Annotated in this window: 16 protein-coding genes and 1 tRNA gene; 5 read left to right on the plus strand and 12 right to left on the minus strand. The window is 66.8% G+C overall.

Annotated elements, in window-relative coordinates:
* Positions 1-18: 18 nt before the first annotated feature.
* Positions 19-1,101, minus strand: a complete 1,083-nt coding sequence (pheS, locus tag ASE61_RS03835; protein ID WP_061964761.1) for a phenylalanine--tRNA ligase subunit alpha — start codon at positions 1,099-1,101, stop codon at positions 19-21.
* A 99-nt stretch (positions 1,102-1,200) separates the two neighbouring features.
* On the opposite strand from pheS, the gene ASE61_RS03840 reads away from it, so the two are divergent.
* Complete coding sequence (locus ASE61_RS03840) at positions 1,201-1,962, plus strand: TIGR00730 family Rossman fold protein (RefSeq protein WP_061964763.1); 762 nt, start codon at positions 1,201-1,203, stop codon at positions 1,960-1,962.
* Positions 1,963-2,129: 167 nt separating this feature from the next.
* Here the strand turns inward: ASE61_RS03840 and rplT are convergent, their stop codons facing one another.
* Both rplT and rpmI read right to left on the minus strand, forming a co-directional pair.
* Complete coding sequence (gene rplT / locus ASE61_RS03845; protein WP_061964765.1) at positions 2,130-2,504, minus strand: 50S ribosomal protein L20; 375 nt, start codon at positions 2,502-2,504, stop codon at positions 2,130-2,132.
* 28 nt (positions 2,505-2,532) lie between these two features.
* Positions 2,533-2,733: a 50S ribosomal protein L35 gene (gene rpmI, locus ASE61_RS03850; protein ID WP_061964767.1), complete on the minus strand. Its 201-nt coding sequence runs from the start codon at positions 2,731-2,733 to the stop codon at positions 2,533-2,535.
* Positions 2,734-3,002: 269 nt separating this feature from the next.
* Between rpmI and ASE61_RS03855 the strand changes: the two genes are divergently transcribed.
* Complete coding sequence (locus ASE61_RS03855; protein ID WP_061964769.1) at positions 3,003-4,028, plus strand: amino acid ABC transporter substrate-binding protein; 1,026 nt, start codon at positions 3,003-3,005, stop codon at positions 4,026-4,028.
* A gap of 65 nt (positions 4,029-4,093) precedes the next feature.
* Here the strand turns inward: ASE61_RS03855 and ASE61_RS03860 are convergent, their stop codons facing one another.
* The gene (locus ASE61_RS03860) at positions 4,094-5,302 is read right to left on the minus strand and encodes an MFS transporter (protein WP_061964771.1); all 1,209 of its coding nucleotides are present in this window, start codon (positions 5,300-5,302) and stop codon (positions 4,094-4,096) included.
* Positions 5,303-5,404: 102 nt separating this feature from the next.
* On the opposite strand from ASE61_RS03860, the gene ASE61_RS03865 reads away from it, so the two are divergent.
* On the plus strand, positions 5,405-6,001 hold the full coding sequence (locus ASE61_RS03865; RefSeq protein WP_061965584.1) for a TetR/AcrR family transcriptional regulator: 597 nt from the start codon (positions 5,405-5,407) through the stop codon (positions 5,999-6,001).
* Between the two features lie 59 nt (positions 6,002-6,060).
* Here ASE61_RS03865 and infC read toward each other — a convergent pair whose 3' ends face one another.
* Both infC and ASE61_RS03875 read right to left on the minus strand, forming a co-directional pair.
* The gene (gene infC / locus ASE61_RS03870; RefSeq protein WP_061965586.1) at positions 6,061-6,603 is read right to left on the minus strand and encodes a translation initiation factor IF-3; all 543 of its coding nucleotides are present in this window, start codon (positions 6,601-6,603) and stop codon (positions 6,061-6,063) included.
* A gap of 108 nt (positions 6,604-6,711) precedes the next feature.
* Positions 6,712-7,929: a glycosyltransferase family 4 protein gene (locus ASE61_RS03875; protein ID WP_061964773.1), complete on the minus strand. Its 1,218-nt coding sequence runs from the start codon at positions 7,927-7,929 to the stop codon at positions 6,712-6,714.
* A gap of 107 nt (positions 7,930-8,036) precedes the next feature.
* Here ASE61_RS03875 and ASE61_RS03880 point away from each other — a divergent pair, with 107 nt between their 5' ends.
* The gene (locus tag ASE61_RS03880) at positions 8,037-8,813 is read left to right on the plus strand and encodes an alpha/beta hydrolase (protein WP_061964775.1); all 777 of its coding nucleotides are present in this window, start codon (positions 8,037-8,039) and stop codon (positions 8,811-8,813) included.
* Positions 8,814-8,831: 18 nt separating this feature from the next.
* Here the strand turns inward: ASE61_RS03880 and ASE61_RS03885 are convergent, their stop codons facing one another.
* The 6 genes from ASE61_RS03885 to ASE61_RS26760 all read right to left on the minus strand — a co-directional run bounded on the left by ASE61_RS03885 (position 8,832) and on the right by ASE61_RS26760 (position 11,585).
* Positions 8,832-9,098, minus strand: coding sequence for a DUF1150 family protein (locus ASE61_RS03885; protein ID WP_061965588.1), 267 nt, complete (start codon positions 9,096-9,098; stop codon positions 8,832-8,834).
* Positions 9,099-9,209: 111 nt separating this feature from the next.
* Positions 9,210-9,638 (minus strand): Hsp20 family protein, encoded by a 429-nt coding sequence (locus ASE61_RS03890; RefSeq protein WP_061964777.1) that lies wholly within the window; start codon positions 9,636-9,638, stop codon positions 9,210-9,212.
* 187 nt (positions 9,639-9,825) lie between these two features.
* Positions 9,826-9,902, minus strand: a tRNA-His gene (locus tag ASE61_RS03895).
* Positions 9,903-10,052: 150 nt separating this feature from the next.
* Positions 10,053-10,943 carry a phasin family protein gene (locus tag ASE61_RS03900; protein ID WP_061964779.1) on the minus strand — a complete coding sequence of 297 codons (891 nt, stop codon included), beginning with the start codon at positions 10,941-10,943 and terminating at the stop codon, positions 10,053-10,055.
* 95 nt (positions 10,944-11,038) lie between these two features.
* On the minus strand, positions 11,039-11,434 hold the full coding sequence (locus tag ASE61_RS03905; protein WP_061964781.1) for a phasin: 396 nt from the start codon (positions 11,432-11,434) through the stop codon (positions 11,039-11,041).
* A complete protein-coding gene (locus tag ASE61_RS26760; protein ID WP_162260061.1) occupies positions 11,412-11,585 on the minus strand; it encodes a hypothetical protein in 174 nt (57 codons plus the stop codon). The genes ASE61_RS03905 and ASE61_RS26760 overlap by 23 nt, the downstream gene beginning before the upstream one ends.
* Before the next feature lie 73 nt (positions 11,586-11,658).
* Between ASE61_RS26760 and ASE61_RS03910 the strand changes: the two genes are divergently transcribed.
* On the plus strand, positions 11,659-14,625 hold the full coding sequence (locus tag ASE61_RS03910) for a sensor histidine kinase (RefSeq protein ID WP_082617065.1): 2,967 nt from the start codon (positions 11,659-11,661) through the stop codon (positions 14,623-14,625).
* The last annotated feature ends 61 nt before the right edge of the window (positions 14,626-14,686 follow it).

Consider the following 14,686-nt stretch of genomic DNA (forward strand, 5'->3'; position numbering starts at 1 on the left):
CCTGTCCGGCCCGTGCCGTCACGAGGAGAGGCCGCCCGTCAGCGTCGGCAGGTCGAGCGGACGGAAGCCGTAATGGGCGAGCCAGCGCACATCCGCCTCGAAGAAGGGGCGCAGGTCCGCCATGCCGTATTTCAGCATGGCGATGCGGTCGATGCCCATGCCCCAGGCGAAGCCCTGATAGACCTCCGGGTCGAGCCCGCAGTTCTTCAGCACGTTCGGGTGGACCATGCCGCAGCCGAGGATCTCCAGCCAGTCGTCGCCTTCGCCGAAGCGGATCTCGCCGCCCTTGCGCGAGCACTGGATGTCGACCTCCATCGAGGGCTCGGTGAAGGGGAAGAAGGACGGGCGGAAGCGCATCTTCACGTCGTCGATCTCGAAGAAGGCCTTGCAGAACTCTTCCAGAACCCATTTCAGGTGGCCGAGATTGGCCGACTTGTCGATGACGAGCCCCTCGACCTGATGGAACATCGGGGTGTGGGTCTGGTCGGAATCGTTGCGATAGGTCCGGCCCGGGCAGACCACGCGGATCGGCGGCTCCTGCGCCAGCATGGTGCGGACCTGCACCGGCGAGGTGTGGGTGCGCAGCAGCTTGCGCTCGCCATTCGAATCCGGCGCGAAGAAGAAGGTGTCGTGCATCTCGCGCGCGGGATGGCCGACCGGGAAATTCAGCTTGGTGAAGTTGAGGTCGTCGGTCTCGACATCCGGCCCTTCGGCGATGGCGAAGCCCATATCGCCGAAGATCGCGGTGATCTCGTCGATGACCTGGCTGATCGGATGGATGCGGCCGCGCGCTTCCGGACCCTCCTGCACGGGCAGCGACACGTCGACGCGCTCGGAAGCGAGCCGGGCTTCCAGAGCGGCCTCGCCCAGCGCTTCCTTGCGGGCCGCGATGGCGCCCTGCACGCGGTCGCGCAGGCCGTTGATCTGCGGGCCCTTCTCCTTGCGCTCGTCCGGCGTCATCGCGCCAAGCGTCTTGAGCAGGGCCGATATCGAGCCGGATTTGCCGAGCGCGGCGATGCGCAGATCCTCGACGGCGGCTTCGTCGGCGGCAGTATCGATCGCGGCGAGGACGTCGCGTTCCAGAATGGCGATATCGGTCATGAATTTAAGTCGCAAGCGTTTGAAGGCGTGGGAACGGGCGCGTTCTAGCGGGAACGGCCGGCTTATGCCAGAGCGAAGCGACGACTTGAGGAGGATGCCTTGACCGACAATACCGCCCAGAAGGATTCGCCGTCCTATCGGCTGGCCGCGCTCGACCCCGATTTCATCCTGGGCGATTCGACCCGCGGTGCTCGCTTCATGCTGGAATACCAGAAGGCGGAGGACCAGCTCAGGGCACGCGGCGTCGTCTCGACCATCGTCGTCTTCGGCTCGGCGCGGGTGCGCGAGGGCAATCCCTGGTACGAGGCCGCCAGGCAGTTCGGCCACATCGCCTCCGAACGCGGCGGCGCGCTGCAGGATGGCGAGGCCGGCCGCCATCACGTCATCGCCACCGGCGGCGGCCCCGGCATCATGGAAGCCGCGAACCGCGGCGCAACCGAAGCCGGCGCGATCTCGATCGGCTTCAACATCACCCTGCCGCACGAGCAGGAGCCGAATGCCTGGTCGACTCCGGATCTGACCTTCCTGTTCCACTATTTCGCGATGCGAAAGATGCATCTGGCGATGCGTGCCGCGGCGCTGGTGGTGTTTCCCGGCGGCTTCGGCACGCTCGACGAACTGTTCGAGATCATGACGCTGGTCCAGACCGGCAAGATGGGGCGGGTGCCGATCGTGCTCTACGATTCCGGCTACTGGAAAGGCCTGCTGAACCTCGATGCGATGGCCGCGGCCGGCTTCATCCGGCCCGATGACCTCAAGCTGTTCAGCTACGCGGATTCGCCCGAGGAGGCTTATGATCGGATCGTCGAAGGCGCCGGCGAAGGCTGGAATCCGCCGAAGAACGGCAGCGTGCAGACGTAACACGCGCTGTGCCGTCATGGTCGGGCCTGTCCCGACCATCCACGTCTTCGCCGGTCGAAGCGTGTTCGAGACGTGGATGCTCGCCACAAGGGCGAGCATGACGTTGGAGCCAAAGAAAAAGGCCGGCGTCACCGCCGGCCTCTTCCAATTCAGCGATGCAAGGCTGCTCAGGCGGCCTTGGCTTCGGCGCCCAGCACGCCCTTGACCGTCTCGACCACGGCAGCGAACGAGGCTGCATCGTCGATGGCCATGGCCGACAGGGTCTTGCGGTCGAGTTCGATGCCCGACTTGATCAGGCCACCGATGAAGGCCGAATAGGTCAGGCCGTGCTCGCGCACCGCAGCGTTGAGACGCTGGATCCAGAGCGCACGGAAGGTGCGCTTCTTGTTCTTGCGGTCGCGATAGGCGTACTGCATCGAGCGATCGACGGCCGCTTTGGCGGCGCGGATCGTATTCTTGCGGCGGCCATAGAAGCCCTTGGCGGCCTTGAACGTCTTCTTGTGCTTGGCGTGGGCTGTTACGCCCCGTTTCACGCGAGCCATGTCATGATCTCCGGAATGTCAGGTGGCGTCAGCCGTTGGGAAGGAAGAACTTCTTCACGTTGGCCGCATCGCCCTCGAACAGGACGGTGGTGCCGCGGTGATTGCGGAGCTGCTTGTTGGTCCGCTTGATCATCCCGTGACGCTTGCCGGCCTGGGCGTACATCACCTTGCCGGTTCCGGTGATCTTGAAGCGCTTTTTAGCGCTCGACTTCGTCTTGATCTTGGGCATTTGAGCTCCTCAATGGTCGTGGCTGCGCGTCTTTCGAACGCGTTGCCAATGTCTTGCTTTCAGGAAGCAAAGCACGATCGCCACGGCAGCCCTTATCAGCCGGGCGATCGAAGGCCGGGCCTATCGCAGAAAATGACCGCTATTGCAAGTGCGAAGCCGGCAATAACCGGTGAGGCTGCCCGGAAAAGCAGCAGCCCTTCGTCTGCCTTCTTCAAACGATCGTCACGCCGTAAGGTCAACAGGCGTGTTCCGCATCTGGAGACAGTTCCGTGAAGAAGCTTCTGCTCAATCTCGCCGCAGGCCTTGCCCTGACGGCCGCCGCCTCCGCTCCCGCGCTTGCCCAGTCGACGCTCGACAAGATCAAGGCGCGCGGCAACATCATCTGCGGGACCAGCGAGGGCGTCCCCGGCTTTTCGCTGCAGGACAATGGCGGGGTCTGGAAGGGCTTCGACACCGATTTCTGCCGCGCTCTGGCGGCGGCGATCTTCAACGACCCGAACAAGGCGAGCTATCTCTCGCTGTCGAGCAAGAACCGGCTCGTCGCGCTGCAGAGCGGCGAGATCGACGTGCTCGCCCGCACCACGACCTGGACGCTCGGCCGCGACATCGGCCAGGGCCTCACCTTCACCGCCGTCAACTACTATGACGGCCAGGGCTTCATCGTGCGCAAGAAGCTCGGCGTGACCAACGTCAAGGATCTCAACGGCGCCTCGGTCTGCGTGGCGCAGGGCACCACGACGGAGCTCAACCTCGCCGATTACGGCCGCACCAACGGCATCAAGTTCGAGACCGTCGCCTTCGCCACGCTCGACGACACCGTCCAGGCCTACGAGGCCGGCCGCTGCGACGCCTATACCACCGATCTCTCGGCGCTCTCCGGGACCCGCAGCCGGCTCAAGGACCCCGAGGAGCACATCCTCCTGCAGCAGGTCATCTCCAAGGAGCCCCTCGGCCCCTGGGTGCGCAAGAACGACGCGGCCTGGTTCGACCTCGTGCGCTGGACGGTCTTCGCCCTGATCAATGCCGAGGAGCTCGGCGTGACCCAGGCCAATGTCGAGGAGATGGCGAAGTCCTCGCAGAACCCGGAAATCCGCCGCATGCTCGGCAGCGAGGGCAAGTTCGGCGAATCCCTCGGCCTCAGCAATGACTGGGTCGTGCGGATCATCAAGGCCGTCGGCAATTACGGCGAGAGCTTCGAGCGGCATTTCGGCGCCAATACCCGCACCTCGCTGCCGCGAGGCGTCAACAAGCTCTGGACCCAGGGCGGCCTGCAATACGCCCCGCCGATCCGCTGAGGTCGGACCGACTGAAATCGGGCCGCTCCTTTTTTGGGGGGGGCGGCCCTTGTCGCCGGCGGCTCTCAGGCGGCTTCGCAGACCAGGGCTTCGGCGCGTAGGCCGAGCAGGCGGCTGTAGCCTGCAAGGACCACAAACAGCGCCGCAGCCCCCGCGCCCACCGAGATCCAGAAGCCGCTAGGGGCGCCGAAGGCATCGATCAGCACGCCGGCGGCCGAAGCGCCCGCGGCCATGCCGATGCCGATCCCGGTGATGCCCCAGGTCATGCCCTCGGTGAGCTGGCGCGGCGGCACCAGACGCTCGATCAGGCCCATGGCGATGATGATCGTCGGCGAGACCGCCGCGCCCGCCATGAAGAAGACCAGTGCCAGCGAGGCGAGCCCGGTCACGGCGAGCAGCGGCAAGGTCGTCGCTGCCGCGAGTGCAACCGCCGCGAGGAATTGCGTGGCGAGCGAGGCCCTGAGCCTGAGCGCCCCGAAGACGAGGCCGACGATCAACGAACCTGCCGCGTAAACGGCGAGGACGAGGCTTGCCGCCGCCTTCTGGCCCTGCGCTTCCGCGAAGGCGACCGCGGTGATCTCGGCCGTGCCGAAGATCGCGCCGATCGCGATCATGGCGAGCACGACGACCTGGACGCCGCCGAGCCGGATGACCGAGGTATCCAGTCCTGCGATATCGGCGCGAACCGGGGGCTCGGTGCGCCGCTGGGCGCAGAGCAAGGGCACGCCGACGACCAGGAAGATCAGGGCGGCGAGCGGCCCCGCTTCAGGAAACACGCTGACGCTGAGCCCGATCGCGACGATCGGGCCGACGATGAAGATGACCTCGTCGACCACCGATTCGAAGGCGAAGGCCGTGCGCAATTGCGGGGTGTCGCGATAGAATTCGGTCCAGCGCGCCCGGACCATCGCGCCGATGCTCGGCATCAGACCGGCGAGCAATGCAAAGACGAAGAGCAGCCAGCTCGGCGCGCCCGCCCAGGTCGCGACCATCAGCCCGCCGAGCGCCAACGCCCCGGCCGCGGCGGCGGGCATCAGCACGCGACGCTGGCCGTAGCGGTCGACCAGACGCGAGACCTGCGGCGTGATCAGCGCGCTGGCGAGCGCGAAGGTCGCGGCCACCGCGCCAGCGATCGCATATTCCCCGCGTCGCTCCGACAGCATGGTGACGATGCCCAGCCCGACCATCGAGGCCGGCAGGCGGGCGATGAAGCCGGCGGAGGAAAAGGCGAAGGCGCCGGGCGCCTGGAAGATCTCGCGATAGGGGTTAGGCATGGCTCGGACCGGATAAGGCGGACATACGCCGCGTATGTCAGTGGGTAATTGCATACGCCTCGTATGTCAATTAACATACGGGGCGTATGTGAAGAGGATATGATGGCCCGCAGACTTCGTGCCGACATGATCGCGGAAACCCGCGCCAGCCTGATCGCCGCCGGGCGCGAGGCGTTCGGCACGATCGGCTATGCGGCAGCCTCGATGGATGAGCTGACGGCGGCAGCCGGGCTGACACGCGGCGCGCTCTATCACCATTTCGGCGACAAGAAGGGCCTGTTCGCCGCCGTGCTCGACCAGATCGATGCGGAGATGACGGTCAGGCTGCGCGCGGTCTCGGCCAGGGCCGAGGATCGCTGGACCGGCTTCCGCGACGAATGCGCCGCCTATCTCGCCATGGCTCTGGAGCCGGAAATTCAGCGTATCACGTTGCGCGACGGGCCGGCCGTGCTCGGCGACCCCTGGAGCTGGCCGATCCAGAACGACTGCATCCGGATGATGACCCGGGGTCTGGACGAGCTCGTCACCGAGGGCGTGCTGGCGCCGCTCGATCCCGAGGCCGTGGCGCGCCTGATCTTCGGCGCGACCCAGCATGCGGCGCAGTGGATCGCGCATGCGCCGGAGCCGGAGGCGGCCCTGAAAAGCGCGACCGACGCCTTCGACGCGATGCTCGACGGCCTTCTGAGCAAGCCGACATGAAAAAGGGCGCCCGAGGCGCCCTTTTTCTGCATCTCGCCTGAGAAGCGATCGCTTGCGCCTCAGCGCGGCGCGAGCACCATCACCATCTGGCGGCCTTCGAGCTGCCAGTCGCTCTCGACCTTGGCAACCTCGGCGGTATCGACCTTGACGCGCTCGAGCACCTTCACGCCGAGATCCTGATGCGCCATCTCGCGGCCGCGGAAGCGCAGGGTGACCTTCACCTTGTCGCCTTCCTCGAAGAAGCCGTGCATGGCCTTCATCTTGACGTCGTAGTCATGCGTGTCGATGCCGGGACGCAGCTTGATTTCCTTGATCTCGATGGTGCGCTGCTTCTTGCGCGCCTCCGAGGCCTTCTTCTGCTCGAGAAAGCGGAAGCGACCATAATCGAGGATCTTGCAGACCGGCGGAACGGAGTTCGGGGCGATCTCGACAAGGTCGAGACCGGCATCCTCGGCGAGCTTCAGCGCATCGAAGAACGAGACCACGCCACGGTTGGCGCCGGTATCGTCGATGAGCTGAACATCACGCACTCCGCGAATGTCGCGGTTCGAGCGGGGACCTTCCTTGGTCGGGGTCGGGGCAGCGCGGTACGGACGACGAATGGGGTATTCTCCTGTATCTGGCGCGCTTCGCGCCGTTGTTGCAGACACATTGCACAATGATGCGCGTTGTCAATGCATGACACCGCGATGGCGGGCATTCCCGCCGGCTTAGCCTCCGAGCAGCGCGCAATAGACGTCGAGCGTCTCGGAGACCATCGCCTCCAGCGAGAAATGCCGCTCGACATGCACCCGCGCGCGTCGCGCCAGCGCATCCCTGGCGGATGGCCGGAGCGCCAGCGCCTCGTTCAGGCCGGCCGCGAGAGCCGGAGCATCACCCGGAGGCACGCGCCAGCCGGTTCGTTCGCCAGGCTGAGCCTGCGGCGGTGCCAGAACCGTCTCGGGCACGGCGCCGAGATCCGAGACCACGACGGGTGTGCCCATCGCCTGCGCTTCGACCGCAACGCGACCGAAGGCTTCGGGGTCCGTCGAGGGCACCGCGACGACCGCCGCCGAGAGCATCGCCGCTGGCATGTCGCTGCAGTGGCCGACACGCTTCACACGGCCCTCGAGGCCGGCCTTGGCGATCAGCGCATCGAGTTCCTTGACGTAGCCGTCCCTCCCCTGCGCATCGCCGGCAAGGATGAAGGCCGTATCGGTGTCCCCGCCGTCGCGCATGATGCGTGCGGCCTCGATCAGGACGCGCTGGCCCTTCCAGTTGGTGAGGCGACCGGGCAGCAGCACGATGCGCTGATGCGGTTCGACGCCCCAGGCGTTGCGCAGCGCCTGCACCCGTTCCGCCCCGACCGCAGCCGGCGCGAAGGCGGAGAAATTGGTACCGCGATTGACGACCCTGACGCGGTCGCCGGCCACCGGATGCTTCGCCATGATCAGGCCGGCCGTATAGACGGAGTTGGCGATGACCACGTCGCCGCGCGCCATCACCGAATTATAGAGCGTCTTCACCGTCGAGCGGCTGTTGTAGGAGCCGTGATAGGTGGTGACGAAGGGCAGCTTCAATAGCCTCGCCGCACCCAACGCGACCCAGGCCGGGGCGCGGGAGCGGGCATGGATCAGCTCCACCCCTTCCTGCTTGCAGAGCAGTGCGAGCTTGCGGATGTTGAGGAGCATCGCGACCGGGTTCTTCGAGGCCGCCGGGAACGGCAGCCAGACCCCGCCCTTGGCCTGCAATTCCGCGACGAGGCGCCCGCCTTCGGTCGCGACCAGCGCACGCGCGCCGGCATCGGTCAGTCCCTTGGCGATATCGACGGCGGTGCGCTCGGCCCCGCCGGCTTCCAGCTCGGGAATGATCTGCAGGATCGTCCGCCCCGCCAGCGGATGCGTTTCGGTCGAAGGCAGTGAAAGGTGGGCACCCGGCTTGAAGGACATTCGCTCTCGGTCTGGACTTTCGTAAACGAGGGCGAATATGCCCCTATCGATTGCTAGCCGCAGCCTTTAATCGCCGCGGCCGGATGATTCGTCACAGGAGATTTGCCTTGGAGCGCCAGCCGCCGCAATGGCTCGAGGTCGGAGACGGCCCCACAAAGCGCCGCCTCGCCTATCTCCTGCAGGAGGGAACCGGCGCCCCGATCGTCTGGCTCGGCGGCTTCCGCTCCGACATGCGTGCGACCAAGGCCGAGGCTCTGGCGGAGTGGGCCCGCACCAACGGCCGGGCCTGCCTGCGCTTCGACTATGGCGGCCACGGCGAGAGCGATGGCGATTTCGGCAGCTTCACCCTGTCGGACTGGCTCGACGACGCGATCGCTGCGATCGAAAGCCAGTGTCGTCAGCGCCCGATCCTGGTGGGCTCGTCGATGGGCGGCTGGATCGCGCTGCTCGCGGCACGCCGCCTGTTCGGCACACCCATGCAGCCTTCCGGGCTTGTCCTGATCGCACCTGCGGTGGATTTCTCCGAGGACCTGATGTGGGCGCAGATGCCCGATTCTATCCGCCGGACGATCCTCGACGAGGGCGTCTGGCTGCGGCCTTCGGAATACTCGCCCGATCCGACGCCGATCACCCGCGCCCTGATCGAGGACGGGCGCCAGCACCTGATGTTCGGCGGCGAGATCAAGGCCGGCTGCCCCGTGCATATCCTGCAGGGCATGCGCGACCCTGACGTGCCCTGGCGCCAGGCGCTGAAGCTGGTCGAGCATCTCAGCGGCGACCCGGTCGTGCTGACGCTGATCAAGGATGGCGATCACCGCCTGTCCACGCCGGACGATATCGTGAGATTGCAGTCGGCGGTCGCCGGGATGGCGACCGCGCCCTGAAGATCGGAATGGCCGGCGTCAGTGGACGCTGACCATCCTCAGATCGTGCTCCCAGGCATTGGCCGTGGCGGCCTCGCGCGAATCCGTGACGAGGATCGGCGCACCGTCGGCCGAGAGCAGGGTGAAGAGCTGCAAGCCGGACTCGATCTTGGGAGCCTGCGGGAAGATCCGCATCAGCTCGTCCGAGCTCATCGACTTGATATAGGCGACCTCGCCAGCACCGAGCGCGGCGAATTCCGCGGGGGTCAGCGGGTTGGTCTGGATAAGATTGCTGTCCTGTTTCATCGCGCCCTCCTTCAGAGCAGTGCGAATGCGGTTCTGATACTGCGCCTTCAATTATGAACAGATGCGAAAACCGCTGACGCATCCTTCAAAAGCTGGACGGGTCTCCGTCCTCTACTCCCGGCTCATGATATCGATACGCCGGATGAGCCGTTCCGGTTCCGGCCTGACGAGATCAATCGCCAACAGGCCATTCGACAGATCGGCGCCGAGAACCTGCATGCCGTCGGCCAGCAGGAAGCTGCGCTGGAACTGACGGGCGGCGATGCCGCGGTGCAGAAACTGGCGATTCTTGTCGTCGCCCTGGCGGCCACGGATCGTGAGCTGGTTCTCCTCCAGCGTGATCTCGAGCTGCTCCCGGGCGAAGCCCGCGACGGCCAGCGTGATGCGCAGGCGATCGGGCTCGTCCTCCGTCCGGGTCAGCCGCTCGATATTGTAGGGCGGGTAACCCTCGCTCGCGCCCTTGGCGACGCGATCGAGCGCACGCTCGATATCGTCGAAGCCGAGCAGGAACGGGTGAGACAGGCTAGGCGTACGCGTCATCGCTCCAGGCCCTCGAAAGGCGCCTCACAGACATCGGGACCCGCCGCCGGCAGCACCCCGCGGGCGAAAGGCGAACCCTTCCGCTTGACCAAGATATGGCGAAGAGCAGAGGCCGCTTCAAGAGGAGCGGCCGGTAGCCGGCAGCCCGCCAGGCGATGCGGAATTCCGACGATGTCCGGAAGGAGAATGGTACAGCCACCCCGGCTTGAACGGGGGACCTCTAGATCCACAATCTAGCGCTCTAACCAACTGAGCTATGGCTGCCCGTACCGAGGGCTTCGCGACCGGCCGCCGCGGCGGGGTCGTCAGCGGCGCGGACCCTAGTGCCGAGTCTCGGCTTTTGCAACCGCGTAATTCAACTCCGGCTCCGGAAATTCGGCGCAGCGATGGCGCGCGCCGAATCCGGCCGCCGGATCAATCCTTGCGCAGGGCCGCGTTGGCGGTCCGGGCGAGCTCCTTCAGGTGCTCGGCATAGGATTCGTAGCTGCGGCGCACCGCCTTGGCCTGCAACGCGATCGCCTCCGAGGCGCTGTTGCTGCGCGCCAGCGTCTGCGCGTCGCCCAGCGTCGCCTCCAGCTCGGCGCAGGCATGGTCGAGCATGCGGGCCTGCAGGGCTCCGAAGGCGCGTGCCATGGTGAGCGCCTGGCTCATCGCGGTCGCGGTGACGACGGCAGCCGCTTCGGGCGGGCGCGGCAAGGGCAGCGAATCGAGCGAAGCGGGTTGCGGCGGCGCCTTGGCAGCCGGCGCGGGAGCGGGCTCCGCCGGCTTTGCGGCAGGGGCGACCGGGGCGGCCGCGACAGGCGCCGACTTGGCGACGACGGGCTTTGCGACGACGGGCTTGGCGGGTGCCGTCTCAGCGACTGCTGGCTTGACGAGCGCCGGCTTCACTTCGGCAGCTACAGCCTTGGACACCGCTGCGGCAGGCTTGATAGCTTTCGCGGCAACCTTCCGCCCCGCGACCTTCGCGACAGGCTTCTCGACGCGGATCTTGACCGGCGCCGCCTTCTTCGGGGTGCTCGCGACGGCGGGCTTTGCCAGAGGAGCCGGCTTGGCCAGAGGAGCCAGCTTGGCCACGGGAGCATGCTTGGCCGCTGCGACCGGCGACGGCGCGGGAGCGGTGACCTTGACGGGCTCGGGCTTGGCCGGAGCAGCGGTGACGGCAGGTTGCGCGGGAGCGGCAACCTTCGGCCTCTCGGCCTGCGCGGCAGCGGGCGGCGTCACGGCGGGTGCAGGCGTCAGCGCCTTCACCGGGGACAGGCTGACCGGAACCTTGGACTTGGTCCGGGTCGGAGCAGGCTTGACCATGGCGGCTCTCCTTCAGCGGCAAACGGCGAAGGCCGGACCCACGCGGTCCGGCCGAAAAGCGGTATCGGCGCCATCAGGCGCCGAATCAGCAGGCCTCAGCGGCCCTTGGTCGCCTTGCTGACGGTCTCGGCGGCCTTGGTCGCGGCATCCTGCGCGGCGGTGCCGAGATCCTTGATCTGGCTCTGGAAGGCGGCGACCTGCGACTTCAGGAAGTCCGACTGGTGCTGCATCACCTCGGTGAGATCCTTCGACTTCACCAGCTTCTGGGCGAAATCGAACGCGGCCGCGACATTGTTCTCGGCATAGGCGATAGCCTTGCGGGTCGCGTCCTGCGTGTTGGCGCGGGCGTTCTCGGCTGAGCCATGGGCATTGTCCACAGCCTTGTGGGCAGCGCCCATGAAGCCGTCGAACGCCTTGCGGGCCTGTTCGACGCTGCGCTCGGCGAACTCGCGCATTTCTGTGGGCACTTCATAAGGCAGCTTGCCGTTCATCGAATCCTCCTGTCGTGTGGTGATCCATCCCTAGATCATTGTGCACTGCAATATCATTGTTGCGCTGCAATGACAACAGCGTGACAATTGGCGACAGCCGCCATGTTAACGCTGTTTCCATGAGAAGCGGGAGAGCGATCTTCGGTTCCATGGATTTGCCGCCGTTTGGGGTCTATTAAGGCTTTGTTAGGCATAACGGGCGCGGATCGAACGAGCAGGCAGGCATGAGCGAGGCCGGAGAGGACTGGGCGAGGTGGAGCATGGCAGCGGCTGAAGACGCAGCCCTTGCAGCCTTTGCTGCCGGCGGCGCCCTGCTGCTGTGGGACCCGGCTGCCGAGAAGCCGCATTTTGCCAACGCCGCGGCACAAGCGCTGCTCGGCGGGCAGACGAGCCTGCCGGCACCGACCCGGCAGCGCCTGAACCTGCTGGCCGGCGGCATGGCCTCCGCCAATGGCATCCGGCTGGAGCGCCTGCGTCTGACCGCAAGCTTCGCCGCAGTTCCCGTCACCTGCGGCAGCAAGCTGGTTTCGCTACCCGACGGGCGCTCCGTTCTGGCCATCGCCGTGCAAGCCTCCGAGCTGCGCCGCCTCGGCGTCGCCGTTCCGCAGGCCGCCCCCGCCGAAGCTGCGCCGGTCGCCGCCCCCGCCCCGGCTGCACCCCAGGGCGAGGCCCCTGCGCCCGCCAGGCCGGCCATGGTCCGCTTCCTCTGGCAGAGTGATCGTGAGGGCAGGCTGACCAAGCTCTCCGACAATATCGCCACTCTGACCGGGCAGGCGGCTGCGGCCAGGCTGATCGGCCAGCGCTGGCATGACCTGCTCGGCTCCGTCTTCGCCGACAGCGATGGCGGCCTGATCGAACGTTTCGCCAATCCCGCGACCTGGAGCGGCCATGGCCTGCTGTGGCGCACCGATTCGCCTGGCGAGGCCGCGCCGGTCGAGCTCTCGGGCGTGCCGGTGCTCGATGCCGGGCGCCAGCTCGCGGGCTTCCGCGGCTTCGGCATCGCCCGGCTCAACGAGCGCTGCCCGTTCCCGATCCCCGAGGCGAATACCGCGGCAGCGGACGCGCAGGTCGAGGTGGAACAGGATGGCGCGACCGCCGAAGCCATTCAGGACGACGATGCGCAACCTGCGGCCGATCTTGCCGCAATGGAGGATGCTCCAGCCGCATTGCCTGTCACCGACGACTTGATCGCGGCCACTTCGGCCGGCGAGGAAGTCCCGGCGGTCAGCATGTCCGAGGCGGACGATCTTTCGAATCTGCCAGAGGACGACCGCGAGGAGGAGGCAGACGAAGCCGCCGCCTCGATCGATTTGGACCAGCCGCAGGACGATGCTGCGGCAGAGCCTGCTTCCGAAGCGCCCGCTGCACCAGAGCCCGAGCGTCTGCCCGGCAAGATCGTGCCGCTGCGCAACGGGCATCTGACCGCGATCAGACCGGTGCTCGAACCGTCGAAGGCGCATTTGAGCTCGGCCGAGCGCAACGCCTTCCGCGAGATCGCCAAGGCACTGGGCGCGCGACTGGCCGGCGATGACGAGCCGAGCACGCCGCGCCTGCCCCCGGTCGCGCCATTGCAGGTCAAGGACAAGGAAGAGACCCCGGCGGCGAAGCTGGCCGGGGAGGCCGAAGCGGCTTCCGCCCCGGCGCGCCACCGCAATTCCCACGCCGACGTGCTCGACCGGCTGCCGATCGCCGTTCTCGTCAATCGCGGCGACGAGGCGCTCTATGCCAACCGCACGCTGCTCGAGCTGCTGGATTATGCCGATCTCGCCGACCTGAAGGCCGGCGGCAAGGTCAGCCGCCTGATCAAGGAAGCCGCCCGCGCCGATGGCGGCACGATGACGCTGCTCGACCGGCTCGGCCATCTCGTCAGCGTCGATGCCGTGCTGTCGAGCGTGAGCTGGCAGGACGAGCCCGCCACGCTGATGGCCTTCCGCCATCCCAACGGCGATGGCAGCGACGTGCCGGTCCTGACGCCGGAAGAAGCGGAGGAAGCCGAGCTTGCGGCCGAATTCGCGGCGGAGGAAGCCGAATCGGCGGCCCGGGTCGAGGCGCTCCGGCTCGATGCCGATGCGCGCGATGCCCGCATCGGCGAGCTCACCGCCATGCTCGACACCGCGACGGATGGCGTCGTCACCGTCGACGATCGCGGCCGCATCCTGTCGCTGAACAAGGCCGCCGAGGCGCTGTTCGGTTACGACCAGCGCGAGGTCACCGGCGAATTGTTCACCCTGCTCTTCGCCAGCGAGAGCCACGCGCCGGCGCTCGACTATCTCGAAGGACTGAAGGGCGGCGGTGTCGCCTCGGTCATGAATGACGGGCGCGAGGTGCAGGGCCGCGTACGGCAGGGCGGCAAGATCGCGCTGTTCATGACGATGGGCCAGATCGCCCATGGCAACGAGCCGCGCTTCTGCGCCGTGCTGCGCGACATCACCGCCTGGAAGAAGACCGAGGGCGAGCTGGTCGATGCCCGCAAGGCGGCGGAGATGGCGAGCGCGCAGAAATCCGACGTGCTCGCCAAGATCAGCCACGAGATCCGCACGCCGCTCAATGCCATTATCGGCTTCGCCGAGGTGATGGCGGAAGAGCGCTTCGGGCCGATCGCCAACGAACGCTACAAGGAGTACCTGCGCGACATCCACCAGTCTGGCGGCTACGTCATCAGCCTCGTCAACGACCTGCTCGACCTCGCCAAGATCGAAGCCGGCAAGCTCGATCTCGACTTCGTCAGCGTCAACCTGAACGAGATCGCCCTGTCGACGGTGTCGCTGCTTCAGCCGGAGGCGCAACGCGGCCGCGTCGTGCTGCGCTCGGGGCTGTCACCGAAGCTGCCGCCGGTCGTCGCCGACGAGCGCTCGATCCGGCAGATCGCGATCAACCTGCTCTCGAACGCGGTGAAGTTCACCGATGCCGGCGGGCAGGTCATCATCTCAACCGCGCTCGGCGACCAGGGCGAGGCGATCCTGCGAGTGCGCGATACCGGCATCGGCATGGACGACGACGAACTCCGCCTCGCGCTCGAACCCTTCCGCCAGGTCCCGACGACGCGGCGTGCCGGCGGCACGGGCCTTGGCCTGCCGCTGACCAAGGCGCTGGTCGAAGCCAACCGAGCGGCGATGGCGATCACCAGCGTCAAGAAAGAGGGCACGCTGGTCGAGATCACCTTCCCGCCGCAGCGCGTGCTGGCGAGCTGATCGAACGGCGAGATAGACACTAAAAAAGCCCGGGACCGATGTCCCGGGCTTTTTCATTTGG

The organism is Allobosea sp. Root670 (assembly GCF_001429415.1).
GTDB classification, from domain to species: Bacteria; Pseudomonadota; Alphaproteobacteria; order Rhizobiales; family Beijerinckiaceae; genus Allobosea; species Allobosea robiniae.